This is a genomic window from Tunturiibacter gelidiferens, from assembly GCF_014201335.1.
In the GTDB taxonomy this organism is placed as follows: Bacteria; Acidobacteriota; Terriglobia; order Terriglobales; family Acidobacteriaceae; genus Edaphobacter; species Edaphobacter lichenicola_E.
Genome location: NZ_JACHEB010000011.1, coordinates 205,757 through 231,298, shown reverse-complemented (window position 1 = coordinate 231,298; position 25,542 = coordinate 205,757). Strand labels below are relative to the sequence as shown.

Sequence of the window (25,542 nt, the reverse complement as noted above, 5' to 3'; positions counted from 1 at the left end):
CTGGGATGGTTTGTTTGCTGGCTGTGGTGATGCTGGGGGCGTCGCCTGATGCGCGATTCGAGAAGATGGGGCATGAGATGATCTGCACCTGCGGATGCGGCCAGATCCTGCTGGAGTGCAACCATGTAGGGTGTCCTGTTTCTCCGGTAATGATCAGTGAACTGCATGCGCAGATCGATGGAGGGGGAACGAATACTTCGATCTTTAATTGGTTTGCGGCGAAGTATGGGGCTATTGTGCTCGCGTCTCCGATTCGCGGAGGGTTCGACAACGTAGCGTGGGTTGCACCGATGGCGGTGTTTTTGCTGGCAACGATTGGGACGGGATTTCTGGTGCGGATGTGGTCGTCGCGGTCGAGACAACGTAGGGCGGCGGTGAGCTCGGCTGGAGTTGGGATCGGAAGTGATGCGATGCGCGAGCGGATTCGGCGAGAGACGGAGTACTGAGATGGGCATGATTGCAGGTGTGGTGCTGACGTTGGCGCTGTTCGGGTTCATCTTCTGGCCGGAGCGAAATCCTTTTGTGCAGGCGGATAAGACGCGGGTGGATTATCTGCGGGAGCGGAAGGATGTTATCTACGAGAACCTTCGGGACTTGAACTTCGAGTATCTGGCTGGGAAATATCCCGAACAAGACTATGCGGATCAGCGGGCGGGGTTGGAGGATGAAGCGGCGCGAGTGATTGCAGAGATGGATTCGCTTGAGGCTCGTGGTGATTTTGGACGACGAAGCCGAGCTTAGTGCGCCCCGCCGTATAACGAGTGGTCCGTTCTTGCTTCACGGTCATCGCAAAAAAACACACCTCCGAGTGCTCCGAATGAATCGTGGGCATGGATGATAACTTCCCTTCCCTGTTTCAATCGCAGATTGCATGGCGAGGGTTTGACGTAAACTTGACGGGTGAGCTTTCTATCCCCTTTCCTCCGACGTTCTGTTGTTGCTGCTGCGATGGTGGCAGCGTTTTCGAGCTTTGCCATTGCCGATTCGATCACCGGCACGGTTACAAATAAGACGACCAATAAGCCTGCGGCTGGCGATGACGTGGTGTTGATTCGTCTCCAGCAAGGTATGCAGGAGGCTACGCGGACCAAGACGGACGCGAAGGGCCGCTTTACGCTGGATGTGCCGGCGAACGAGAGCCAGGCGATTCACCTGGTGCGGGTGACGCATGATAAGGCGAACTATTTTCGGCCGGCGCCTCCGGGAACGCAATCGGTTGAGGTGGAGGTTTATAACGCTGCTGCGAAGGTGAAGGGTGTGAGCAGCGAGGCGGACGTGATGCGCCTGCAGACGGATGAGAGCGGGAAGGCGCTGCATGTGGTCGAGAATTTTTTTGTGAAGAACGAGTCGACTCCTCCGATGACTCAGTTCAGTGACAGGCCGTTTGAGTTTAATCTGCCGGAGGGTGCGGTGGTGGAGGGTTCGGCGGCTCTGGCACCGGGTGGGATGCCGGTGCAGGCTTCGCCGGTTCCGTTGGGAGAGCCGAATCACTATGCGTTTATCTTTCCGATTCGACCGGGTGAGACGCGGTTTCAGATTACGTACAAGTTGCCCTATAGCGGGAGCTTGAAGTTTTCGCCGCGGGTGATGATGCCGACGGACACGATCGCGGTGATGATGCCGAAGAGTATGACGTTCAAGCCGGGGCCGTCGGCTCCGTATACGCCGGTGACCGAAGAGACGACGGCGCAGACTTATGTTGCGCGGAGTGTGGCTCCGTCGCAGGCGCTGGACTTTACCGTGTCGGGGACTGGGCAGATGCCTCGAGATACTGGTGCTGCTGCGGCTGCGGGTGAGGGTGGACCAGCGACGGGGGATGCTTCGGCGCAGGCTGGTTCGGGTGGCGCTGCGGGTACTGCGGGTACGGCGGCGAGCGATACGCGGCCCGGTGGGGGGTTGGGGACGCCGCTCGATCCCGAGGGGACGAATGATCCGTGGGCGAAGTACAAGTGGTGGATTCTGGGTGGGCTTGGGCTGGTGCTGGCGGTGGGTGCGGGAGTGATGTTGAGGAATGGACCTGCGCCGGTGGCGAGTCCGGTTGGAGTGGGGGCGACGGCTGCTGGTTCGGATTCCCTGCTTGCGGCGATGAAGGAAGAACTATTTGCGCTGGAGACGGATAGGCTTCAAGGCAAATTGACCGAGAGTGAGTATGTTGAGCAAAAGGCTGCGCTTGAGGTGGTGTTGCGCAGGGCGCTGGCGCGCGGCGAACGGAGTGTGGATGCGTCTAATGTGGCGGGACCCGTAGTTTGAGGTGTTGGCGATGAATACGTTCAAGTCGACGTTGCTTCTGGTGTTGCTGACGGTGTTCCTGATCCTGATTGGGGATCGGTTTGGTGGACGCAATGGAATGGTGCTGGCGTTTGCCTTGTCGGTTGTCTTCAACTTTGTGACTTATTTCTTCTCGGATAAGTTGGCGTTGAGGATGTACAACGCACAGCCGGTGACTCGGGAGCAGTTGCCACGGGCGTATGCGGCGGTGGAGAGGTTGACGGCGAAGCAGGGACTGCCGATGCCAAAGATTTATGTGCTGCCGACGGAGTCGCCGAATGCGTTTGCTACGGGGCGGAGTCCGCAACATGCTTCGGTGGCAGTGACGCATGGGATTCTGCAGCTGCTGGATGATGAGGAGTTGGAGGGCGTTCTGGCGCATGAGCTGGGGCATGTGAGGAACAGGGATATTCTGACGAGCTCGATTGCTGCGACGCTGGCGGGCGCGATCACGATGGTGGCGCGGATGGGATATTGGGCTTCGCTGTTTGGTGGTGCTGGAAGCGGGCGCGAGAGACGCGGCGGGGGCGGGCTGAGCGGCCTGCTGATGATTATCGTCGCGCCGATTGCGGCTTCGTTGATTCAGCTCTGGATTTCGAGGACGCGTGAGTTTGAGGCTGATGCTACGGGCGCGGCGACGACCGGGAATCCGTATGCGCTGGCGCGGGCGCTGCAGAAGCTTGAGGATTACTCGAAGAGGATTCCGATGCAGGCTTCGCCTTCGAATGCGCATCTGTTTATCGTTGCGCCATTGCTGGGGAGTGGAGGAATTGGGAATCTTTTTTCGACGCATCCTCCCATGAAGGAACGAATTCAACGGTTGATTGGAAGGGATCACGTCTAGGATGCAGATTTTGCTGCGGGCCTTGCGGTTGTTTGCGATGGTGGCATGGGTGGGTGGACTTGGATTTTTTGCGTTTGTGGTTGCGCCGGTGGCGTTTCATAGTTTGCCGAGTGCGCATGAGGCTGGGATTGTCGTGGGGGGGAGTCTGCGGGTGTTGCACTGGATTGGGCTTGTGGGCGGCGCGATCTTTTATGTGGCGACGGGGCTGTTGTGGCTACGGGCCGGAGTGACGGCGAGAGTCGAGTTTGCGATCGAGATGATTCTGGCCGGGATGATGATGGCGGGAACGTTTTATTCGCAGTTCAAAATACTGCCGGCGATGGAGGTGGATCGGGCGCTGGCGGGTGGGGTGGTGGAGACGGCTCCGGTGGAAAATGCGGGGCGGGTGGACTTTGAAAGATTGCATAGGTTATCGGAGAGGTTGGAGGGGTTCGTGTTTTTTTGTGGGTTGGGCGTGGTGTTTGTGCTGTCTCGTGAGTCGCAATGAGAGACGGTAGAATCGTAAGAACATGAAAATCTGTGGTGTTGGTCTGTTGCGGCTGGGCGCGGCTGCTTTGCTTTGTGGGACGGATGGCGATGCGCTGAACATCGTCCTGAGGAGCTAGCGGTGTCGGCGCTGTGGTTGAGCCTGACGCTGGGTTTGGTGGCGGGACTGGCGGACTATCTCGGAGGTTTTTTGCTGGTGCGGCAGTCGCCTTCGGCGCGCGCGCTGCGCTACTTTGTCGCGTTGGGTGCTGGTTTCATGTTGGCGGCGGCTGTGCTTGAGATGATTCCGGAGGGGCTGCATGTGAATCCGCGGTTTGCTCCGCTGCTGATTTTGGTTGGGTACTGCGCGGTGCATCTGGTGGAGCATTCGCTGGTGCCACATTTTCACTTTGGGGAGCAGACCCATGAGCACGAGTTTATTGCGGCGAAGACGAGCTACTCGGTTCTGTTGGGATTAGCGACGCACACTTTTTTTGATGGCGTGGCGATTGGGTCGGGCTTTGTGCTGTCGCATTGGCTGGGATGGATTTTGTTCTTCGCGGTGTTTCTGCACAAAATTCCTGAGGGCTTTACAGTGGCGAGCGTGATGCTTGCCGGTGGAAGAGGCGCGGCGACGGCGCTGAACTCTGCGTTGTTTCTTGGGGCAACGACGGTGCTTGGTGTGCTCGTGATTAATCTCGAGCCCAGCTGGGTGCGGGTGGGGTTGCCGCTGTCGGCCGGGGTGACGATCTATGTGGCGGCTACGGATCTTGTGCCCGAGGTGAACCGCGAGCCGGGATTGCGAATGGCCCTGGTCTTCCTTGCAGGCGTGGTGGTGTTTTTTATTCTGCGCTTGTTGGGGCCAGGTTAGTTGCTGTGTGGCTGAGGAATTAGCTGGCGGGATCGAGAACGAGGGTCACAGTTGCGGAGTGTTGCAGGGCGTTTCCGGTTGGACCGGTGGCCGTACCGGTGACGGTGATGGTGTAGGTTTTCGCCTGACTGGTCAATGCTGGATCGGTCTTGATGCGGTCTCCACAGCCGCTGGCGAGTAGGAGAGTGATGCCGGCGATGGTAAGCAGGAAGAACCTTGTTGCGGTGCCGCGTTTGCGTGGATGGGCTAGACCGGCAATGGGGCTGAGCAGAAAGATTGCGGCGAGGAATGGCTGAAAGAGGCGGACGCGCTGATTGACGTTCGTCGCGGTGGTCTTCGGGGTTGCGATGGTCATGGTGAAGGTGTTGGGCGTACCGCCAGGGGGTAGATACGCGGGGCTGAAGGATGCGGTGGCGAGATTCGGCAGGCCGGTGGCGGCCAGCGTGATTGGACTGGATAGATTGTTCTGCATCTGGACGGCAAAGGTGAAGCTGGTGCTTGCGCCGGAGAGAATCGCCTGAGTGGTGGTGCCGGTTGCGGCGAGTGTGAAGTCGGGGTTTGCGGGTGGGGCCGTTCCGATTGTGATCAGTTGAGGGGCGGAGAGGCTGGGGTTGAAGTTCGCGCTTCCGTCATAGACAGCGGTGAAGTTGTGCGAACCCTGGGCGAGCGTGGTGGTGAGGAAAACCGCGTCGCCTAAGTTTGAGAGTGGGGTGGTGAAGAGGGGGCTATTGCCATCGAGCAAGGTGACAGAGCCTGGTGGGGTGCCGATGGTTGTGCTGGCGACGTGCGCGGTGAGGGTCACCGTCGATCCGGTGGTTCCGGTTGCTACGAGGTTGCTGAGCGTGATGATAGTGGCGGCTGGGTGGATGGTGATTGCTGCGGGTGAAGCGACAGCGTAGTTCCCTGCCGCTGAGCCTTTGAGGACGGGCGTGATGGGATAGCTACCGGCGGGTGAGCCGACCGTGGCGGTGGTGATGAACGTGGCGGTGAGATTTGCTGCGTCCTGGGGAAGGACGCCGGTGATAGTACCGCTCAGATTCGGAATCGGTTGTCCGTAGAGAAGGGAGATTGGCGCGATGGTGGCGGTGAGTTGCAGAGGGGTGATGGTCAGCGCCAGCGGAGGACTCTGTGCGGACGGATGGGTCTGATCGCCGGAGTAGGTTGCCGTGAGATTGTAAGCGCCGGCAGCCAGGGTTGAAGTCGAGAGAGTGGCGTTGTTGGAGACGAGAGGGGACGAGCCAAGGGTTTTAGATGTGGTGTTGACGGTTTCGAAAAATGTAACCGTGCCGATGGCTGGGCTGGTGGCGAGAGAGGCGGTGAGTTGCCCTGTACCGTAGGCGATAACGGAGGGAGCGGTGAGGTTGAGGACTCCCGCGGCGGTGACGCCGATACCTGCGATGGTGGTGATCGAGGTTGAGGTAGGTTGCGTTACGACCTGACGAATGCGCTGATTGCCGGTGTCGGAGAGGGTCAGGTTGCTCGCGGGCGAGAGTGTTGTTGCGGTAGGACTGTCGAGCGAGGCGGCGGTAGGAGGACCGTTGTCGCCGGCGAAGGCCTGGGTGCCATCGCCAACAACGGTTGTGATGATTCCGGTAGTGGCATCGATACGGCGGATGCGATGGTTGGCGGTGTCGGCGAGGTAGAGGTTGCCGGCGGAGTCTGAGGTGAGGCCGTGGGGGAGCGCCAGGTTGGCAGAAGTCGCGGCGGTGGTGTCGCCGGAGAAGCCTGGTGAGCCGGTGCCGGCGATGGTGGTGATGACGCCGGTCTTGGCGTTGATTTCGCGAACGCGATGGTTATGGGTGTCGGCGAGGTAAAGATTGCTGGAGGCGTCCAACGCGATGCCCGTGGGGGAGTCGATGGCAGCAGATGTGGCCGGACCGGTGTCGCCGGAGAAGCCTTGTGTGCCATTGCCCGCGATCGTCGTGATGATGCTGGTGGTGAGGTTGAGCTTGCGGATGCGGTGATTGCCTGTGTCCGCGATGTAAAGATTGCCGGAGGAGTCGAGCGTGAGAGCAGTCGGGAGGCTGAGTTGGGCGGATGTGGCAGAAGCGCCGTCTCCGGAGAAGCCGGAGGTGCTGCCGGCGATCGTTGTGATGACGCCTGTGGTGAGGTTGAGTTTGCGGATGCGTTGGTTGTGTGTGTCAGCGATGTAGAGATTGCTTGCCGTGTCGAGGGCTAAACCCTGCGGGGAGTCGAGCGTTGCAGAGGTGGCGGGGCCGAGGTCGCCTGAGAAGCCCTGGGTGCCGGTGCCAGCAATGATCGTAATGTTGCCGACTGTGTCGACCTTGCGGATGACGTGGTTGCCTGTTTCTGCGAAGTAGAGGTTGCCAGTTGCGTCAAAGACGATGGCAGACGGAAGAATGAGGGGAATCGTCAGTGCGGAGACCGAAGCGGTCTGGGCGGAGAGTCTGGGGAGATAAAGGAGGCAGAGAAGAAAGAGGGCAATCCCGCGGACATCGTATTTGGTGCGGGGAGAATGCGGGAGGCTCTGCTTACCCATGAGAAATCGTCAAATGCATTGTGCGGAGAAGATGGGCTGGATAGTGTTTGCGCAACTGCTCTTACTTTACCGGAAGAACCAGTGCTGTTATCGACGCCGAGACCAATGAATATGGATCGGTCAATTACGGGGTGAATGAAGAAGACCCCGGAGGAATGACTCCGGGGTCTCTTGTGGTTCGGTCAAGCGTTGGGTTAGGGAATGGTCTGGAAGCGGCCCTTCTGCAGACCGAGTGAGTAGGGCTGGAAGATCGGTACACCAGCGCCGACGATCTCGGTGACGAAGTTGATGCCGTCGCCTGCAACCCAGACGTTTCCTGCCTGATCGACCGCAAGAGCACGGCCGCCGGTAAGGTAGGAGGCATCCTTCTGGAAGCCGGTGGAGGGTGAGAGACCCAACGCCGCGCCATTCGTGCTTCCCAGTTCGCTCACGCTCGTATTGCCGGTTGCGTTGTTCGGAATCCATACGTTGAGACGACCATCCACTGCGATCGAGGTGGGAGTTGCGATTCCGATGGTTCCCGGAGTCGTGAAGGGGAAACTACCGAGCGGGACGTAGTTACCGCCAGAGAGGGTGAGGGCGGTGATGGCACCGCTGTCGACGGCAGAGACATACAGATTATTTTGCGGTCCGAGCGATATGCCGTAAGAGTTGCCGCTGGTTGGGATTGTGGAGGTAACAAACCCGTTGAGGTAGCCTGGTGCGGTTGGCAGGGCACTTGGCGAAACTTCAGCCACCGAGGTGGTTCCAGAGGTGACGAAGATGTTGCCCTGGATCGTGACGTTGCTACCATTCTTCTGATAGTCCGGCATGAGCCGCACCGGGTTGGGACCAACGGTGTTGGAGATCTGAATGGGGGCAATGGCTGCGGTCGCGCTTGCACCGCCCGGGATTTGATAGAGGGAGCCAACGCCACCGTTGACAGCAGTGAAGTAGATGTTGCCAAGGCCATCTGCAGTGACGCCGATGGGAGTGACTGTGGCAGGGAAGGCAAGAGTGTTTCCGTTACTGTAGCGGTAGAGGCTTGTGCCTGAGCCAGTCCAGACATTGCCCAAGTTGTCGACGGTTGCTCCGCCGAGAGAGCTGCCAGTGCCCTGGAGGACGCAGGTGAGGGGAACACCAGCTCCGCTGATCTCGGAGAGATTGCCGCCGCCGGTGGCCTGGACGTTGTCGATCCATACGTTATCCGCAGAGTCGATATTGATGTCGATGGGCGAGTTGATGAATGAACCGGAGGCGCTGCCGCAAGTGTTGGTGCTTGCGTAGCTGATCGCGATGGTCCAGTCCGTGGGCTGGGTGGCGAGTGCCGGCTGATATGGGCCGCTGACTCCACCAGCGAGACCGAAGATGGTGCCGATGTTTCCAGAGCCACCACTTGTAGGATTCGAGAGCAAGTAATAGATGGCCTGAAGGGTGTCGATCGCCTGAGGGAAGCTTGCGGTAGTGAAGTTGGCCGTGTAGGCGGTGTTCGGAGGTGTTGCCGAGGTAAAGAGCGTGGTGCAGGCCGGAGTGGCATTGTTGGGGCCATTGATGCATGCGGACAAGATGTTGGCCAGGAGGTTGACTTTGCCGGGCTCGGGCGTCGCTGTGACGGAGACGCTTGGATCAACGTTGCTTCCGCTGGCAGCGATGGTCGTGGAGGTGACCGCGGTGCCTGCAGAAGGATCGGCCAATAGGGCGATCGTGGCTGGTAATTGAGTTACGATGTTAGACTGCTGACCCGTGCCGTCGAAGATGATGGAGTTCTTGATTCCGCTGGCGGGCACGGGATTGAAGAACTGTTGAACCGCAGCCATTGTGGCTACCGTGGTCACTTCTGTCATGTCGACGTGATTGGCCGCGGTGAGTTCCAGGCAGTTGCCATAGACCGAGATGAAGGCTGCGGCGGTATTGGTCTGCGTTGAGTCACCGTTGTTCTGAGTATTTCCGCCTGTCGAGATCACGTAGACCAGTGGGTCGAAGCCTAAAGGGCAGGAGAAGGTGTTTCCGGTATTGGGGTCGCCGTTGGTGGCGTCCTTGCTAAAGGCGAAGGAGCCTGCAGGGTCGGTCGTCGTCGTAGCGGCGAGAACGGCTGGCGTTGTGCTGCCTTTTAGTCCGGAGAAGTACAGGTTGACGGTTGCGCCGATGACAGGTTGATTGCCGCCATGGATCTTTCCGCTGAGTGTGGCAGCGTGGCCGAGAGGGGTTGGGTTCGAAGCCGTCGTCGCCATATTGGCGCAACCGGCTGTGAATACCGCGCTCGAAGCCATAAGCGCGAGCAGATTTCGCTTTGAGCCCGTCAGCCGGGCGAAAGAATTGCCAATCATGGGTGTTCCCTCCGAAGATGGTAGTGCGGTTGCTGTTCAAGGTAGATCCGAAGCGACAAGTTGTGCTGACCAGCGGGACAACGTCAGATTAAAAGTGAGACAGGCTGGGGGAAAAGGTATCGAATTGCCAGGTCAAAGCAAAAGCTCTAATAGAACATCTGGAACATCCTTCGATAACGGAGCTTCTTCGGGAAGGAAGGCCCCTGTGGGGAGGACAATTACCGGAAAACTGAAAACTTCTCGACATCTCAAGATGGAGCATAACCGAGGTTGGCCATTCTGTTGCTAAATAAGTCGTGACACTTTTGGGTCATTGGTACGGCGCAGGTTGGAAGTGTGGACCGCGGAGGCGGTGTTTTGCAAGGGCTTTGACTGCCGCGATATGCAAGTAATTGCAGCTTCCGAATAGCGGGCTAATTGGTTCCATTTGGTTAATGACGGCCAAGAACCGACACCCGGATGACAGAACTGATCCAGGTAAGCGATCAGGTATTGAAGACCTGGCATAGTCAGTGCCCCCTAATTTTCGGACAACTTTCAGTAAAGAAGGCTAATCTATCCCAGTAGAGTGCTTCGCCAATCAGATCATTGCGACCGGAGAAAGACCATGCGTTTGAAAACGATGTATCTCGCAGCAAGCTTAGCCCTTTCGTCGACCCTACTTTTGAGCGGATGCAAGAGCTCAACGCCTGCTCCAGCTCCGGCTCCGACACAAAGCCAGAACCCTGATGGAACACCGGCAGCTCCAAACTCGTCGAGCGCGGCTACGGCCCCGGCAACTCCTGCAGTGTCGCCGACAACCGGGGTACCGGCTGTGCCACCACCGCCTTCCGATCAGGCAATGACTGCGGCTCCCGGGCAGGCGATGACTGCGGCTCCTGTCGCCCCACCGCCTCCTCCTCCGCCGGTGAGGATTACGGCTCCCGCTGGAGCTACGGTTACGGTGACGGTGACCGAACAGCTGAGTGCGAGCCATAACAATGTCGGCGATGGATTTACCGGCGTGTTGGCCGCTCCAGTGAAAGCTTCCGGCGGCGGAACTGTATTCCCCCGTGGGGCACACGTTGTCGGCACGGTAGTGGCTGCGAAGGGTCGCGGTAAGTTCAAGGGGGCGGGTGCGCTCGGTATCGCTGTGACCTCTATTTCGGGAATGTCTGTCAGCACGAGCTCCTACGAGAAGGAAGAGAAGGGTAAGGGAAAACGGACCGCCGGGTTTATAGGCGGCGGTGGGGGTGGTGGTGCTCTGATTGGAGGATTGGCTGGCGGCGGCAAGGGTGCGCTGATCGGCGGTCTGATTGGAGCTGGCGCTGGAACGGCTGGTGCGGCGTTCACGGGCAACAAGGATGTTGTGATTCCGTCGGAGTCCACCGTGACCTTCCACCTGACGGCGCCGGTCACGGTTACGGCGAGGGCGAGGGAGCCGAGGGAATCAGATACAGCTCTGCCTCCACCTCCTCCGCAACAGTAACTTTAGCTGTACGGCACCTGCTCCTTCTTTGGGGCAGGTGTTTTTTTTGCTGCGACGATGTTGGGAGAGCGCAGGCTGCTGACGGTAGACTTGTGAGATGCGGCTCAATCCTGTTTTTTTGTTGTCTGCGACCGACGTCGCGCACTTCCCTTCTGAAGCGAAGACGTATGGAGCGCCTGAGGTGGCGTTCCTGGGGCGTTCGAATGTGGGCAAGTCCTCGCTGATTAATTCACTGCTGGGATCGCAGGAGGCAAAGGTTTCGTCAACGCCGGGACGAACGCGGGCGATCAATTTCTTTGCGTTACATGAGGGTGCGGGCGACAAGATGAAGATTCGGCCTACGTTGATCTTCGCCGATTTGCCTGGATATGGTTACGCGAAGATCTCGAAGTCGATCTCGGCGGAGTGGCCCTCGTTTATTGAACCTTATCTTGCGGAACGGGAGACGCTGGCGCTTTGTATCTGCCTGGTGGATACGAATATTCCGCCGCAGGAAAGTGATACTCAATTGATTACATATTTCAAGCAGACGCAGCGGCCGTACCTGGTGGTGGGAACCAAGGCGGATCGGCTGTCGAATAATCAGCTGGCGAAGTCTATTGCTGTTTTGAAAAAGGCCCACGAAGTTGAGGAGATTCTTCCGGTTTCGGCTAAGACGGATGTGGGGACGAAGATGCTTTGGGCGAAGATGATGGAAGTGGCGGAGTAGCTTTTTCGAACTGTCGCATCTGCAGGCGGGTGTATCTTGGCTTCAAACAGCGAATGCCTGAATCGAAGGCGCGCAGAACTGTGTAGAGTTGACAGTTGGGTCGGCCTGATATCAGATGGCGCCGATCCGTTTTCCGGGCCAGTCGTATGTCGAACATAATACAAACGTGAAAATGAGAAGGAAAAGACATCTATGACGACGAAAAATCTTCTATCGATCAGCCTGGCATCAATTTTGATTTTGACTGGCGTGTCTCGTGGTCAAAGTTCGGCGCAAACACCCTCCAACCCACCGGCCCAGAACACGGTAGATCAGGACGTTGATTTACTCAGGAAAGATATTCGCTCTCAGAAGAAACAGATTATTGCCGCGAATCTTCAGCTGAGTGATGCCGAGGCAGTGAAGTTCTGGCCTCTTTATGACCAGTACACGGCAGAGTTGGTAAAGATCAATGATGCGAAGTATGGGGTCATTAAGGAATATGCCAACACCTTCAACAGTTCGCTCACGGATGAGCATGCCCTGGCATTGACTAGCAATTTGCTGACAGTCGATGCGCAGGCTGCGCAGTTGCGACTGAAGTACGTCCCGATCTTCAGCCAAGTAATCTCCGGCAGAAAGACCGCCCTATTTTTCCAGATGGATCGGCGTCTGGTTATGCTGATTGACCTGCAGCTAGCGTCGCAGGTTCCTCTGGTCCAACCTTAGGATGAGCAGGCGGGTATCTCGTTAAAGACAGAGGCGGCAGTGAAGAAGGTCTTCACAGCCGCCTTTTGTCGTCGGATTTCGACGTGAGGCTAGTCGCCGTAGTAGTCGAGGCCGAGGTGAGTGATGAGGTCTTCGCCCATGATGTGACGGAGGGTGTTCTTCAGCTTGATGTGCTGGATGAAGAGATCGTGCTCTGGGTAGACGCCGGGTGCGGAGTCGGGATCTTTGAAGTAGAAGCTGAGCCACTCCTGAATACCGAGGCCACGCAATAAGGGTGTTCGAGCGGCGAGGTCCATAAAGAGGATCAGGTCAAGGGCGAGAGGTGCGGCGAGGATGGAGTCGCGGCAGAGGAAATCTACCTTGAGCTGCATGGGATAGCCGAGCCAGCCGAAGATGTCGATGTTGTCCCAACCCTCTTTGTTGTCGCCGCGAGGTGGGTAGTAGTTGATGCGGACCTTGTGGTAGAGGTCCTTGTAGAGGTCGGGGTGGAGTTCGGGCTGGAAGATGTGCTCGAGGACGCCGAGCTTCGAGACTTCCTTAGTCTTGAAGGAGTCAGGATCGTCGAGGACTTCGCCGTCGCGGTTGCCGAGGATGTTGGTGGAGTACCAGCCGGCGACGCCGAGGTTGCGGACCTTGAAGGCGGGGGCGAGGACGGTTTTGATGAAGGTCTGGCCGGTCTTGAAGTCCTTGCCGCAGATGGGAGCGTTCATCTTCTTCGAAAGCTCTTGCAGCGCGGGAATGTCGACGGTGAGGTTTGGTGCACCGTTGGCGAACGGGATGCCTTCCTTAAGTGCGGCCCATGCGTACATCATCGAGGGGGAGATGCCGGGGTCGTTGTCGACGAGGCCCTGCTCAAAAGCTTCGAGGGTCTGGTGGACGGCGGTCTGCTCGAGGTAGATTTCGGTGGAGCCGCACCAGATCATGACCTGGCGGTCGGTCTTGGTTTTGAACTCGGCGATGTCGTTGCGAATCTGGTTGGCGAGGTCGCACTTGTTCTTGCCGGTCTTGACCTTCTGGCCAGTGAGGCGCTTGACGTAGTGCTGGTCGAAGACGGCGGGCAGAGGCTCGATGGACTCGAGGAAGGGACGCATCTGTTCGAGTTGGTCGCGGTCGAGGACCTGCGCGGTCTTGGCTGCGTCGTAGAGATTGCCGCCGAAGATGTCCCAGCCGGTGAAGACGAGATCGTTGAGGTCCGCGAGGGGGATGAATTCTTTGATGAGTGGGCTGCGTGCGTCGGTACGTTTGCCAAGGCGGATGGTAGCCATCTGCGTGGTGGAACCGATGGGTTTGGCGAAGCCGCGGCGAATAGCTTCTACTCCGGCGATGAGTGTGGTGGCGACGGCTCCCATGCCGGGAATCATGACGCCTAGTTTTCCAGTGGCAGGCTTGATGGCTGCCGCGTCTTGCGCAGCGGATGCTGGCTTAGCGGCCGGGGGTGTAGACATTCTTGGCGGTACCCTTCTATCGTGCGATATTCCGTGTAATGCGGACTCTTTAGTATCGCTTAGCGGGAAGGGTGGCGGCAAATGGGGTGGCGCGAGGGTATGCGATACGGAGTACCGAGTGCGACCGCGTCTGCATTAGAATCGTTCGTATGACCGACGTAGCTGTTGCCCTCGCTTCGCCCGATGTACTGGCACGCGCCCGGAAGATTAAGCTCTTCCTGATGGACGTGGATGGCACCCTTACTGATGGTGGCGTATGCCTGATTTCATCGACTTCCCCTGATGGTTCGGCGGCCGTGTCCGAAATGAAGGTATTCAACGCCCAAGATGGGCAGGGGCTTTCGCTTGCCCACACGATGGGAATTCAAACAGGGTTCATCACTGGTCGGTCCTCACCCGCTGTAGCCAAGCGCGCCGAGGAGCTGAAGGTCACTTTTGTCTATCTGGGACAGGCGAAGAAGACAGAGGCTTTCGAGGAGTGCATGCGAAAGGCTGGCGTGACGGAAGAAGAAGTCGCATATATGGGCGACGATTTGCCTGATATTCCTCTGGCACGGCGTGCCGGGCTGGCGGTGTGCGTGGCCGATGGAGTACCCGAGTTGCGAGCAGTCTGTCACTTCACTACTCGGCGACTTGCGGGGCGAGGCACCGCGCGCGAAGTGATAGAACTCATTTTGAAAGCACAGGGGCGCTGGGAAGAGGCCGTGCCGCTAGCGCTTGCGTAGTACATCGGGCTGGCCGTTTCGATTTCTGATCTCGCCGTGTTTGTGGACGAATCGACCGCGACTGTTCCCTCGAGCTAGTTGCTGCTCGAATCTGCGGCTGGCGCAGTGGCCTTGTCCCGATAGTACGTCGGTTTCCATCGCAACAGGTTGGCGGCCGACTTGCACGGTGTCATCCAGAATAGGGTCGTCAGATAGAAGCGATTCTTAACATGTTCATGGATCTTCGGCATGATGTAGCGGTCGATCGCATCCTCACCAACATTCCAGCCAAATCCGTACACAGGTGTGATGACGAAATCCTGAAATCCTGTTTCATTGGTCGTGCGGCCAAGATGGGCGACATAATAGGTATTTCGCCCGCTGTTGCCGATCGAAGCTTCACTCACCGGCCCGACTTTCCATTGAGCGCTATACACCGCAGAGTACGCCATCGCCTTCAGCCTGCTCCGCCAGTAATTTCCGTTGTTCTCGAACACAAGCGCGCGCGCCTTCGGGTCGTTCTGTTCAAAGATGCTGCTGACAATTGCGCCCATCATCGGATGGCCGACGTCATGCACGATGAAGGTCGTATCGTCCGACCATTGATACCAGCGGTAGTGCTCAACGCAGAATACGTACGTGGACCAATAAGGATTTGTTGTAAGGTCGTGCCGGGTTTCGGAGTCCAACAGAATGTTGCCCGAGTGCTGCGCCGTAAGAAACTCGAACGACTGCCCCAGTATTGGCCACCAGTGCACCTTGCAGGCCTTTCCGCGGATTCTACCGGTCTCGCATCCCTCGGTCAGCTGCTCTCGGGCGATCTCCTTCTCTGTCGCCGGTGCAGTCGCGGTTGACTCAATGCCCGGATTATCGCTGACTCCCTCGTATCGAAAGTTGGTCACCCTCGCAGTCGAAATTAGGGCGGGAAACGGGGCATCGGGCAGGGGTTGGACCGACGCTGTTCCTTCGGTCAGCTTTGTCTTAGGCTCGGCAGGTTCGCGAGCACCCGCAAAGGCAATGGAAGTGCCTGTCAGAAGAAAAACACCGAACGTTCCAGGCAGTGAACTGAGAAGGCATCTGCGAAAGAGGGATCGGGTCAAGTGAGCTCCGAAGGTTGGGGGACGCGAGCTGGGGAGTGCAATGTTCGAGCGCGAAGGGACGAGATCAAGAGGCGCAGCCGAGCGTACTCGACGAGACTCATCAAAAGCAACGCTAAATTTGTCGGCAGTGTGTTACGTGTTCGAAAGGTTAATGCCGCCATTCTAGGCTTGCTCAGCCTCTTCGCGAACAGCTATAGTGATGCGCGATCCATAGTGAACTGCAAGGGGAGTAGCAGAATCCGCGCCTGCTTTCTACACTTCGTGCTTTGCTTTGCCCTGCTCCTGACTGCTTCGGCAACGGGGCGGGCGCAGTCGTCGACGGCAGGGTGGCAAGTCGTAAAAACTATTAAGTCAGGCAGCTCGATCCGAATCACCCTGAGCAAAGAGAAGTTTTTTTGTTCCTTTGACTCAGCCGACGAGAATGGTTTGGTCTGCCACAAGAGAAAAGCTGGCGTTGAGCATTCAATCTCGCTCCAAAGGGATGAAATCCTGCTTATCCGTGCACGGAACGCGACCGCATCGATCATCGGTGGAACGCTTATTGGAGCAGGTGTCGGTGCAGGGATCGGCGCCATAGTCGACTCCGGGATCAAGAACCCTGAGACTACGAACAACGCGAAGTTCACGGGCGGTCTGGCCCGCGCCGGCGGTCTCTTTGGAGCTTTGATGGGCCTTGCCACGGAGTTCGTGCCGGGCAAGTTGCTTTATCGAAGCGAGATTCAACATCGTTGAAGGCAGCTTGGCTGGTTCAGCTCAGGATCGAAATTTCTGTTTACAAACGGTAAACCGTAATTCCTAAGCGGGTTCGGTGCGGATGCGGTTTTTCCAGTGGGAGACTACGAACCAGATGAAGCCGAGGATGATGACGGCTTCTACGCCGAGGTGGAAGCGGTGGAAGATCTCTTTGAAGCGGGGGTTGGTGTTCCATGTTGCGCCCAGCTTCATGCCGATGTAGGCGAGGGCGTAGCACCAGGGCCAGGAGCCGATGAAGGTGTAGATGTGGAAGCGGAGTTGGTTCATCTTCGCGACACCGGCGGGGAAGGCGATGAAGGTGCGAACGATGGGGAGCATGCGTCCGATGAGCACGGTGATGGAGCCGTATTTGGCGAAGAAGTGATCGACGAGATCTAGGTCGCGACGGCTAAGGAGCATCATGCTGCCGTAGCGTTCGACCATGGGGCGCCCGCCCTTTGCGCCGACCCAGTAGGCGGGGATGGAGCCGAGGTTCGATGCGAGAGAGGCTACGGTGGCGAGGATGATGAGCTGGAGTTGGGTGTGTGCGAGCGCGTAACCCGCGAGCGGCATGATGACTTCGGAGGGAATGGGGATGCAGGCGGATTGGATGGCCATGAGGAGGACAACACTGGCGTAGCCGCCGCTGGCGATGGCGCCGATGAGGAGGGCGATGATCTTCTCTGACATGTAGGTGCAGTATACGAGGTGAGGGTTAGGGGCGGATGAGCTAGCATGGAAGAGTCAGGAGATTTGCACCATGTCAAATACTGTTACTGAAGCGGGAACCTCGATCTCTAGTGAAACTGCGGCGGCTGCACCGACGACGGGACGGCCGGCGAGCAGCTACGGGGCGGCACCACACGATCCGTCGAAGCCGGCGGTGAAGCGGCAGATTGTCTGCTTCAGCTTCTATAAGGTGATGCCGGAGTGGCGGAGACTGCCTGCGGACGAGAAGGCGAAGCATAAGGCGGCGTTTGTCGATGTGCTGACGAAGTGGAATAAGCCGGGAGAGTTTGTTTCGTTGACGTACTCGACGATTGGGACGCGGGGCGATGTGGATATGTGCGTCTGGTCGATTGGGTATGGCGTGGATGAGTTGAATGAGATGCGTAGTGAGCTGATGCGGACACCGCTGGGAGGGTATCTGAACTCGCCACATAACTTTCTGGCGATGACGAAGCGTTCGCAGTATCAGATTGATCGTCCGGATGAGAGTGAAGGCGAAGGACGTGGTGCGATTCGTCCGGGTGGGCAAAAGTACATCTTTATCTATCCATTCTGGAAGACGCGGCCCTGGTATCTGCTGCCAGCGACGGAGCGGAAGCGGTTGATGGATGAGCATATTCGCATTGGACTGATGTATCCGCGAGTGAAGCTCAATACGACTTACTCGTTCGGGATCGACGACCAGGAGTTTGTGGTGGCGTTCGAAACGAATTTTCCGGAGGACTTTCTGGATCTGGTGCAGCAGCTTCGGGAGACTGAGATCAGCATGTATACGCTCGAGGACACACCGATCTTCAGTTGTGTGCGCGTTCCGCCGGCGGAGATGCTGGACCGGCTGGGTTAGAACGCATGGCGAAGACTACCGTTGTTCGAACTGCTGCGAAGGCTAAGGCTGTGGTTGGGGCGAAGGCGCGGGCGATTGCGAAGTCCGAGCCGGTGGCGGCTAAGAAGAAGGCTGGGAAAACGGCGAACCCGCTGGCGCCGGAGCGGGTTGCGGCGATTCTGGATGCTCTGCGGAAGACTTATCCGGGAGTAGTTTGTGCGCTGACCCATAAGAACGCGTGGGAGCTGACGGTGGCTACGATTCTGTCGGCGCAGTGTACGGATGTGCGAGTGAATCTGGTGACGCCTGCGCTGTTCAAGGCGTTTCCTACACCGAAGGCGATGGCTGCGGCTTCCCTGCCCGAGCTTGAGGAGTTGATTCGGACTACAGGATTTTTTCGGAATAAGGCGAAGTCGATTCAAGGTGCGGCGCGGGTGGTGACCGAGGAGTTTGGGGGGAAGGTGCCTCAGACGATGGAAGAGATTTTGACGCTTCCGGGGGTGGCTCGGAAGACGGGGAATGTGGTGCTGGGGTCGTGGTACGGGATTGCTGTGGGAGTGGTGGTCGATACGCATGTGATGCGGCTGTCGAAACGGCTGGAGTTGACCAAAGAGAGTGCGCCGGAGAAGGTGGAGCGGGACTTGATGAAGATCATTCCGCAGGATCGGTGGATCGCGTTTTCGCATGAGCTGATTCATCATGGGCGGCAGATCTGCGTGGCGCGAAAGCCTCGGTGCGTGGATTGCACGCTGGAGAGGCTTTGTAACTCTGGGGATAAGACGTGGAGTTCTCACTAGGTGCTGCTTGGTTCGCCAAAGAGTGCGTGGCGTAGCGGCTTGCCTGAGGACTGCCAGCATTTGATGGTCTCGTAGACGAGGACTGTCGCGTAGGTCACTGCGATCCAGAGACAGACTTCTTCAATCGGAAGCGCTCCCCATGCGGTGATGCGAATTCCTAACATTTGCTCGCTGCGAAAGTTCCACCAGCCGTACGGGATCGCGAGGGTTACTTCCCATAGAAGGCTTATCAACAGAATGAAGAACGCTGCGAAGCTGAAGGCGCGCCAGTTGATGACGGGACGGGCCGATGGAAGTAACGCGGACGATGGGACGAGCGCAGTGAGGGAGAGAAAGATGAAGTAGCCGGGAAAGCCGACGGGCTCGTTTGAGAGATGGCGCTTGTAGAGGATTGCTCCTGCGATGAGGATCACGGCCAAGAGGATTGATTCGGGATGGAGTTTGAGAAGCCGTTGGAACTGTCGTCGCTCAACAGCCTCGCCGTGAATGTTGTAGGCGGCGAGCCAGTACTGATCGAACCAGATGTAGATGAGGAGAATGCATAGAAATCCGGTTAGGTAGAAGGCGTACTCTTCGATCGGGACCGGATCGCCTAGAGCTGGGGCTTTGACTCCTAGGGTGGCGCCTGCGTTGGGGAAGACGAAGAAGTACCTGGCGAAGAAGAAGTCGAGGGCTGCGCCGATGGGAAAGAGGAGAGCGATGGTGCACCAGAAACTTTTCTTTTCGATTCTGACTCCTTCTGATGGGACAAACCAGAGGGCGATCACGAGGATGGGGACTACGAAGAGTAGCGTGCTTACGGTGTAACCGTAGGGGGAGGAGTACGGATTCGTCGCCGTTGCGGGCTTCAGCGCGGAGAGATGTACCGTGTGGAGAGTGAGGGCCGCGGGCAGAACGATCATCGCCAACATTGCGACTACGAGAAGAGAGCTGAGGCGCGGTGAGCGAGATGGATTACGCATACAGCCTGCTTTCTGCGCCATCGGAGTGTAGGGGCCGCTTGCGAAGTCTGAAACAGGAGCAGCGATGATGCTAATCGGATGGGCGAAGATGGTCGAGGAGTGATTGCACCAGCGAGGGGATGGTGGCTTCGGCGGCTTCGAGGGTCGGCTCGTAGCCGAATTCGCGGAGGGCTTGGCTGGTAATGGGGCCTATGGACGCGAGAGCGATGTTCGGTGGGAGCGTCTGGTTGGCGGTCTCAAGGAGTGTGATGAGGTTGCGGGCTGTCGAGGCGCTGGTGAAGGTGATGGCGTCGGGATAGTTTGCCGGGGTGCTGAAGAGGGCTTGAAGTGCGGAGATGGAGTCGGGGGGGATTTGGTTTCGGTAGGCTTCGGCGATGGTGACGATGGCTCCGGCGGCGGTGAGGGCTTCGGGGATTGTGTCGCGGGCTTCGGCGGCGCGGATTAGAAGGAAGGATTTGCCAGGGGCTTCGGGGAGGAGCGCTTGGGCGAGAGATTCGGCGATGTACTTCGGCGGGACTAGATCGACTGTGAGGCCGATATTGTTGGCGGCGCGCAGGGTTGCGGGGCCGATGACGGCGATATGTTTGGGGAGTTGGGTGAGGCGCTGGAACTGGGCACGGTGGTGGAAGGCTTCAACGGCGTTGGCGCTGGTGAAGACGAGCCAGTCGTAGGTGCGGAGACAGGTTAGTGCGGCGTCGAGTGGGGCGTAGGTTTCGGGAGGGGCGATCTCGATGGTGGGGATAAGGATTGGGGTCGCGCCGAGGGCTTCGAGTTGAGCGGCGAGGTCGGAGGCCTGGTGGCGGGTTCGCGTGATGAGGATGCGTTTGTTGGTTAGGGTTGGCATCCTTGGGATATTGTATGTTGTCTTTCTCCTGTCCCTCGGCAGCTAATGACTGCTATCCTTGCCCGCTATGAATTTGACCCTGCATCGCTGCTTGAGGTTGAGGCCAGAGGAAGACCATCGATGAGAAAGCCAAACCGGAGCTTCTGGCAGATATGGAACATGAGCTTTGGCTTTCTGGGGATTCAGTTTGGCTGGGGTCTGCAGATGGCCAATATGAGCGCCATCTACGAGTACCTGGGAGCGAGGGCGGATCAGATTCCGATTCTGTGGCTGGCTGCTCCGCTGACAGGATTGCTGATTCAACCGATCATCGGGCACGCCAGCGATAACACGTGGGGACCGCTTGGACGACGGCGTCCATACTTTCTTGCGGGAGCGATACTCAGCTCGCTGATGCTGCTTTTGATGCCGAACTGTGCGAGCTTGTGGATGGCGGCGGGGATGCTGTGGATTCTGGATGCGTCGATCAACGTGAGCATGGAGCCGTTTCGCGCGTTTGTCGCGGACATTCTGCCGGAGGGTCAGAGGACCCGGGGCTTTGCGATGCAGAGTCTGTTTATCGGCCTGGGCGCGGTGATTGCATCGGCACTTCCCTGGTTACTGACCAACGTATTTCACATGAATCAAGTCGTTGGGGACATGAGGGCTGTACCGACCACGGTGCGGATCTCTTTTTACATTGGGGCGGCTGCGTATATGAGCGCCGTAGTGTGGACTATTGTGACCACTCCAGAATATCCACCAGAAGACATGGAGGCTTTTCGCAGAGCCAAGAGCCGCAAAGCCGGACTCATGGCCAGTGCGAAGGAGATCCTGGCGGCGGTTAAGGATACGCCGGAGACAATGCGGAGGCTGGGGCCGGTGCAATTGTTTACCTGGCTTGGCCTTTTCTGCATGTGGCTTTATTTCCCGGTAGCGGTGGCACACAACGTTTTTGGTGCAAATGATCCTGGTTCACCGAACTATAAAGCGGGGATCGAGTGGGGAGGAGTCTGCTTCGCAGCCTACTCGGCCGTGTGCTTTGCATTCTCATTTGTGCTGCCGGGACTTGCCAAGGCGATTGGTCGCAAGAAGACTCATACTGCGTGTTTGCTATGCGGCGCAGTCGGGCTGATGTCCGTGGTCTTGATGCACAACAAATACATGCTGCTGTTTACGATGGTGGGTGTGGGCATAGCGTGGGCGAGCACGCTTTCCATGCCGTATGCAATGCTGGCGGCGTCACTGCCACCGGAGAGAACCGGAGTCTACATGGGGATCTTCAATTTTTTTGTGGTGACGCCAGAGATCCTGGCATCGCTGTTCTTCGGATGGATTATGACGCACTTTCTTCACAACAATCGGATATACGCAATTATTGCCGGGGGCGTTTGTATGCTGGTCGCCGCTGGCCTGATGCAGCGCGTGACAGATCCGCGAACGTTGAGCGTTCAAGATTTGTGAGGCCAAGGGATCGATTCAACTACGTCCGCTGGGACCGACTCTATCGGGACTTCGTGCACGGCCTTCAGACGGTTGCGACAGCGAGGAGATCGAGTGCTCCCCTGGATTTGAGGTCGTCGGCGACACGGAGGCCAAGGGCGGTGGGATCGGCGTCGTTGGCGGCTTCGGTTTCGACCTGAACCATGGATTCGCCGTCGGGTGAGACGACCTGAGCGGCCATCTTCCACTTCCCTTCTTCGTGGAAGCAATGAGCGCCGATGGGGAGGGAGCAGCCACCGCCGAGTGCGTCGAGGGTGGTGCGTTCGGCGTCGATGGCGAAGCGGGTGTAGGGATGCTCGAGGAAGGCGATGGCGCTGCGGATGTAGGCGTCGCGGGCCTCGTCGATGACATGTGATTCGCTGCGAGTTTCGAGGGCTAGTGCTCCCTGACCAGGAGCGGGGCAGAGTTCGCAGGGGGAGAAGCGCTGGTGGACGGATTCGGTGCGCTTGAGCCGATCGAGGCCGGCGGCGGCGAGGACGAGGGCGTCGCATTGGCCCTGTTCGAGTTTGCGGAGGCGGGTGTCGATGTTCCCGCGGACTTCGACGAAGGTGACGTCGGGTCGGAGCGCGAGGATTTGAGCGCGACGACGAGGACTGGTGGTGCCGATGCGGCCTCCGGTGGGGAGGGTATGGAGCGCCCAGTAAGGTTCGCAGACCCAGACGTCGCGGGCGTCAGCGCGTTTGGGGATTGCTGCGAGGGTGAACTGAGGGGCGAGTTTGGTGGGGAGATCCTTCAGGCTGTGGACGGCGAGGTCGATGCGGCCTTCTTCAAGGGCTTCTTCGATTTCTTTGATGAAGATGCCTTTGCCGTCGAGGTTGGGTGGAGGGACGAAGCCGGGCTGCTGCATGCGGTCGCCCGTGGTGCGGATGATCTCGAGTTCGACGTGATAGCCGGCGTCGCGAAGGGCGTAGAGGATATGGTTGGCCTGCCAGAGGGCTAGTTGAGAGCCTCGGCTGCCGATGCGGATGGGATTGCGAGGGTTATTGTGTTCGGAACTCATATTCCTAACTAGGATACGGGATGCGAAGTGCGATGGTTCAGATACTTGTCATCAATATGGCTGGAATGGAGCAGGTTTTTCCACTTTGGACGGAATGATATGACTCGGACGGTGGAGTGGCGTTCTGAGTGGTTATGGCTGGTATCGAAAGAGTGGCCTTGGTCGAACGAGGTGAAATTGTCTGGAACTAACCGGGCGAAGGGAGCGTAAGAGCCTGAGAGACACGCGAGCGTTGGAGGGACTTCATGCAGGATCTGTGGGTTGCTTTGCGTCAGTTCTACAAGTCACCGGGCTTTGCAATTACGGTTGTGCTGACGATTGCGTTGGGGATCGGGGCAAATACGGCCATCTTTACGCTGGTGCACGCGGTGCTGATGAAGTCGCTGCCGGTGGCGGATCCTAAGACGCTGTTTCGTGTGGGCGATTTGAATGACTGCTGCGTCAATGGCGGCTTCATCAATGACAACGGTGATTTCGATCTCTACTCTTACGAGTTGTACAAGCATCTGCAGGAGACTACGCCGGAGTTCGAACGGCTGGCGGCGATGCAGGCGGGGGGCGAACAAAAGACTACGCGACGAGGCTCTGAGCCGGCGAAGTCTGAACGAGCGCAGTATGTTTCAGGGAATTTTTTTACGACGTTTGGGATCGGCCCGTTTGCTGGGCGAGTGTTGACGGATGCGGATGATATGCCGGGTGCGGCTCCGGCGGTGGTTATGAGCTATCAAGCGTGGCAGTCGGACTATGGTGGCGACCCAAAGGTGGTGGGGTCGACTTTTTATCTGCAGGGGCAACCCGCGACGGTGGTGGGGATTGCTCCGCCCGGATTTTTTGGCGACCGGATCAGGAGTAATCCGCCGGGGTTGTGGATTCCGTTGGCGATGGAGCCCGCGATCGAAGGGAAAAATTCGATTCTGCATGTGCCGGATAGCAATTGGCTCTATGCCGTGGGGAGGTTGAAGCCGGGGGTTAGCGTGACCGCACTGCAGGACAAGATGTCGGGTAGCTTGAGGCAGTTTCTTGCGACGCTGCCTAGCTACTCTCGAAATGGCGGGTCAGCGAATATTCCAAAGCAGCATGTGGTGATCGTGCCGGGTGGCGCTGGGATACAGAATCTGCAGAAGGAGACGGGTAAGGGACTTTATCTGCTGATGACGATCTCGGGGCTGGTGCTGCTGGTGGCGTGCGCGAATGTGGCGAACCTGTTGCTGGCGCGAGGAACGACGCGGAGGGCTGATACTTCGGTGCGGATGGCACTGGGCGCGGCGAGGAGCAGGTTGATTCGGCAGATGTTGACGGAGAGCTTGCTGCTGGGGTGTGTGGGTGGTTTGGCCGGATTGGCCGTGGCTTATGCGGGGACGCGTGTGATTTTGTCGCTCGCATTCCCGGATTCGCCGAATCTTCCAATTGCAGCGAGCCCTTCTCTGGCGGTCCTGGGGTTTGCGTTTTTATTGTCGCTGCTAACGGGAGTGATCTTTGGAGTTGTACCAGCCTGGATTACATCGCGTGCAGATCCGGCGGAGGCATTGCGCGGCGCGAACCGCTCGACGCGAGATCGGGCGTCCCTGCCGCAGAGATCATTGATTGTGTTTCAGGCAGCGCTGTCCCTGGTGCTGTTAGTTGGCGCGGGATTGTTGACGAAGAGCCTGCGGAATATGGAGCACCAGAACTTCGGAATTCAGACGTCGAACCGGTACGTGCTGCATCTTGATCCGGCTGGGGCAGGTTATAAGCCAGAGACGCTTCCAGCGTTTTACAGAGCACTGGAAGATCAATTTGGGGCGTTGCCGGGAGTGCAGAGCGTTGGGCTGGCGCTTTACAGCACGCTTGAGGGAAACAACTGGGGCGAGGGTGTGTTCGTTAGCGGACGACCGGCGCCGGGACCAAACGACCACAACGGATCTTCGTGGGACAGAGTGAGTACGCGATTCTTCGAGACCGTGGGACAGCCGATTGTGCGCGGGCGAGGATTTACGGAGAGCGATACGGCGACTTCGCAGCCTGTGGCAGTGGTGAACCAGGCGTTCGTGAAGAAGTTCTTTCCGAAGGAGGATCCCATAGGGAAGCATTTCGGAATTTTCGAGCAGAAGTTCTCGTCTGCATTCGAGATTGTTGGCGTTGTGGCAGATGCCAAATATACGAGGCCGCGCGATGAGGTAAGGACGATGTACTTTCGTCCGTTGACACAGACGCTGACGGGACTGACGGATCCAAATGAAGCGATGGCTGAAGGACGCGGACTTTTCATCAACTCGGTAACGCTGAATTTCAAGAGTGTGCCGCAGAATCTCGATGCGACAGTGCGGCGCACACTGACGAATATAAATCCAGACCTGACAGTGCTTGATCTGCACTCGCTGGACTACCAGGTTGCCGACAACTTCACGCAGGAGCGGTTGATTGCCCGGTTGACGATGTTGTTTGGAGGGCTTGCGCTGGTGCTTGCTTCCGTGGGTCTGTATGGAATCACGTCGTATCAGGTGGCGCGAAGAACGAGCGAGATCGGACTACGGATGGCGCTGGGAGCAGACCGTGGGAAGGTGGTGCGGATGGTGATGCGAAGCGCGTTCGTTCAGGCAGGACTGGGGCTCGTGATTGGAGTACCGATTGCGATCTTCGGAGCGAGGGTGATGGCTGATCAACTGTATGGTGTGCGCTCGTACGATCCGGTGAGTCTGTTGATTGCGGTGGCAGTGCTGCTGGGATCGGCAACGATTGCTGGGTTTATTCCTGCTCGCCGTGCCGCGAATATCGAACCGATGACGGCATTGCGGACCGAATAGAC

At 58.0% G+C, this 25,542-nt stretch carries 23 protein-coding genes; 15 read left to right on the top strand and 8 right to left on the bottom strand.

Annotation, left to right across the window (positions count from 1 at the left end; all coding sequences use genetic code 11):
- Positions 1-5: 5 nt before the first annotated feature.
- The 6 genes from HDF14_RS20775 to HDF14_RS20750 all read left to right on the top strand — a co-directional run bounded on the left by HDF14_RS20775 (position 6) and on the right by HDF14_RS20750 (position 4,448).
- Positions 6-446 carry a cytochrome c-type biogenesis protein CcmH gene (locus HDF14_RS20775; protein ID WP_183980516.1) on the top strand — a complete coding sequence of 147 codons (441 nt, stop codon included), beginning with the start codon at positions 6-8 and terminating at the stop codon, positions 444-446.
- 1 nt (position 447) lies between these two features.
- Complete coding sequence (locus HDF14_RS20770) at positions 448-741, top strand: hypothetical protein (protein ID WP_183980514.1); 294 nt, start codon at positions 448-450, stop codon at positions 739-741.
- A gap of 159 nt (positions 742-900) precedes the next feature.
- Positions 901-2,250: a carboxypeptidase regulatory-like domain-containing protein gene (locus tag HDF14_RS20765; RefSeq protein WP_313899652.1), complete on the top strand. Its 1,350-nt coding sequence runs from the start codon at positions 901-903 to the stop codon at positions 2,248-2,250.
- Between the two features lie 10 nt (positions 2,251-2,260).
- On the top strand, positions 2,261-3,112 hold the full coding sequence (locus HDF14_RS20760) for a zinc metalloprotease HtpX (protein WP_183980512.1): 852 nt from the start codon (positions 2,261-2,263) through the stop codon (positions 3,110-3,112).
- Between the two features lies 1 nt (position 3,113).
- Positions 3,114-3,599 (top strand): DUF4149 domain-containing protein, encoded by a 486-nt coding sequence (locus HDF14_RS20755; RefSeq protein ID WP_183980510.1) that lies wholly within the window; start codon positions 3,114-3,116, stop codon positions 3,597-3,599.
- Positions 3,600-3,719: 120 nt separating this feature from the next.
- Complete coding sequence (locus HDF14_RS20750; protein WP_183980508.1) at positions 3,720-4,448, top strand: ZIP family metal transporter; 729 nt, start codon at positions 3,720-3,722, stop codon at positions 4,446-4,448.
- Between the two features lie 19 nt (positions 4,449-4,467).
- On the opposite strand, the gene HDF14_RS20745 is transcribed toward HDF14_RS20750, so the two are convergent.
- Both HDF14_RS20745 and HDF14_RS20740 read right to left on the bottom strand, forming a co-directional pair.
- A complete protein-coding gene (locus tag HDF14_RS20745) occupies positions 4,468-6,948 on the bottom strand; it encodes an Ig-like domain repeat protein (protein WP_183980506.1) in 2,481 nt (826 codons plus the stop codon).
- 194 nt (positions 6,949-7,142) lie between these two features.
- Complete coding sequence (locus HDF14_RS20740; protein WP_183980504.1) at positions 7,143-9,254, bottom strand: hypothetical protein; 2,112 nt, start codon at positions 9,252-9,254, stop codon at positions 7,143-7,145.
- A 607-nt stretch (positions 9,255-9,861) separates the two neighbouring features.
- On the opposite strand from HDF14_RS20740, the gene HDF14_RS20735 reads away from it, so the two are divergent.
- From HDF14_RS20735 to HDF14_RS20725, 3 genes are all read left to right on the top strand, one after another.
- Complete coding sequence (locus HDF14_RS20735) at positions 9,862-10,722, top strand: hypothetical protein (protein ID WP_183980502.1); 861 nt, start codon at positions 9,862-9,864, stop codon at positions 10,720-10,722.
- Between the two features lie 97 nt (positions 10,723-10,819).
- Entirely contained in the window at positions 10,820-11,431 is a 612-nt protein-coding gene (gene yihA / locus HDF14_RS20730) for a ribosome biogenesis GTP-binding protein YihA/YsxC (RefSeq protein ID WP_183980500.1), read from the top strand.
- A 192-nt stretch (positions 11,432-11,623) separates the two neighbouring features.
- Positions 11,624-12,139, top strand: coding sequence for a hypothetical protein (locus HDF14_RS20725; RefSeq protein WP_183980498.1), 516 nt, complete (start codon positions 11,624-11,626; stop codon positions 12,137-12,139).
- Positions 12,140-12,228: 89 nt separating this feature from the next.
- Here HDF14_RS20725 and HDF14_RS20720 read toward each other — a convergent pair whose 3' ends face one another.
- Positions 12,229-13,584, bottom strand: a complete 1,356-nt coding sequence (locus HDF14_RS20720; RefSeq protein WP_183980496.1) for an inositol-3-phosphate synthase — start codon at positions 13,582-13,584, stop codon at positions 12,229-12,231.
- A 149-nt stretch (positions 13,585-13,733) separates the two neighbouring features.
- Here HDF14_RS20720 and HDF14_RS20715 point away from each other — a divergent pair, with 149 nt between their 5' ends.
- Complete coding sequence (locus HDF14_RS20715) at positions 13,734-14,309, top strand: KdsC family phosphatase (protein ID WP_183980494.1); 576 nt, start codon at positions 13,734-13,736, stop codon at positions 14,307-14,309.
- A 74-nt stretch (positions 14,310-14,383) separates the two neighbouring features.
- Here the strand turns inward: HDF14_RS20715 and HDF14_RS20710 are convergent, their stop codons facing one another.
- Complete coding sequence (locus tag HDF14_RS20710) at positions 14,384-15,388, bottom strand: hypothetical protein (RefSeq protein WP_183980492.1); 1,005 nt, start codon at positions 15,386-15,388, stop codon at positions 14,384-14,386.
- 426 nt (positions 15,389-15,814) lie between these two features.
- Here HDF14_RS20710 and HDF14_RS20705 point away from each other — a divergent pair, with 426 nt between their 5' ends.
- Positions 15,815-16,120 carry a hypothetical protein gene (locus tag HDF14_RS20705; RefSeq protein ID WP_183980490.1) on the top strand — a complete coding sequence of 102 codons (306 nt, stop codon included), beginning with the start codon at positions 15,815-15,817 and terminating at the stop codon, positions 16,118-16,120.
- A 63-nt stretch (positions 16,121-16,183) separates the two neighbouring features.
- Here HDF14_RS20705 and HDF14_RS20700 read toward each other — a convergent pair whose 3' ends face one another.
- On the bottom strand, positions 16,184-16,810 hold the full coding sequence (locus HDF14_RS20700) for a DedA family protein (protein ID WP_183980488.1): 627 nt from the start codon (positions 16,808-16,810) through the stop codon (positions 16,184-16,186).
- Positions 16,811-16,880: 70 nt separating this feature from the next.
- Between HDF14_RS20700 and HDF14_RS20695 the strand changes: the two genes are divergently transcribed.
- Together HDF14_RS20695 and nth are read left to right on the top strand one after the other, a co-directional pair.
- On the top strand, positions 16,881-17,693 hold the full coding sequence (locus tag HDF14_RS20695; RefSeq protein ID WP_183980486.1) for a chlorite dismutase family protein: 813 nt from the start codon (positions 16,881-16,883) through the stop codon (positions 17,691-17,693).
- A gap of 5 nt (positions 17,694-17,698) precedes the next feature.
- On the top strand, positions 17,699-18,469 hold the full coding sequence (gene nth / locus HDF14_RS20690; protein WP_183980484.1) for an endonuclease III: 771 nt from the start codon (positions 17,699-17,701) through the stop codon (positions 18,467-18,469).
- Here the strand turns inward: nth and HDF14_RS20685 are convergent.
- Together HDF14_RS20685 and HDF14_RS20680 are read right to left on the bottom strand one after the other, a co-directional pair.
- A complete protein-coding gene (locus HDF14_RS20685; RefSeq protein ID WP_183980482.1) occupies positions 18,466-19,431 on the bottom strand; it encodes a hypothetical protein in 966 nt (321 codons plus the stop codon). The genes nth and HDF14_RS20685 overlap by 4 nt on opposite strands.
- 70 nt (positions 19,432-19,501) lie before the next feature.
- Positions 19,502-20,275 (bottom strand): uroporphyrinogen-III synthase, encoded by a 774-nt coding sequence (locus HDF14_RS20680; RefSeq protein ID WP_183980480.1) that lies wholly within the window; start codon positions 20,273-20,275, stop codon positions 19,502-19,504.
- Between the two features lie 120 nt (positions 20,276-20,395).
- Between HDF14_RS20680 and HDF14_RS20675 the strand changes: the two genes are divergently transcribed.
- A complete protein-coding gene (locus HDF14_RS20675; RefSeq protein ID WP_183980478.1) occupies positions 20,396-21,718 on the top strand; it encodes an MFS transporter in 1,323 nt (440 codons plus the stop codon).
- Between the two features lie 64 nt (positions 21,719-21,782).
- On the opposite strand, the gene hemC is transcribed toward HDF14_RS20675, so the two are convergent.
- Positions 21,783-22,757, bottom strand: a complete 975-nt coding sequence (gene hemC / locus HDF14_RS20670) for a hydroxymethylbilane synthase (RefSeq protein ID WP_183980476.1) — start codon at positions 22,755-22,757, stop codon at positions 21,783-21,785.
- A 245-nt stretch (positions 22,758-23,002) separates the two neighbouring features.
- On the opposite strand from hemC, the gene HDF14_RS20665 reads away from it, so the two are divergent.
- On the top strand, positions 23,003-25,540 hold the full coding sequence (locus HDF14_RS20665) for an ABC transporter permease (RefSeq protein WP_183980474.1): 2,538 nt from the start codon (positions 23,003-23,005) through the stop codon (positions 25,538-25,540).
- Positions 25,541-25,542 lie beyond the last annotated feature (2 nt).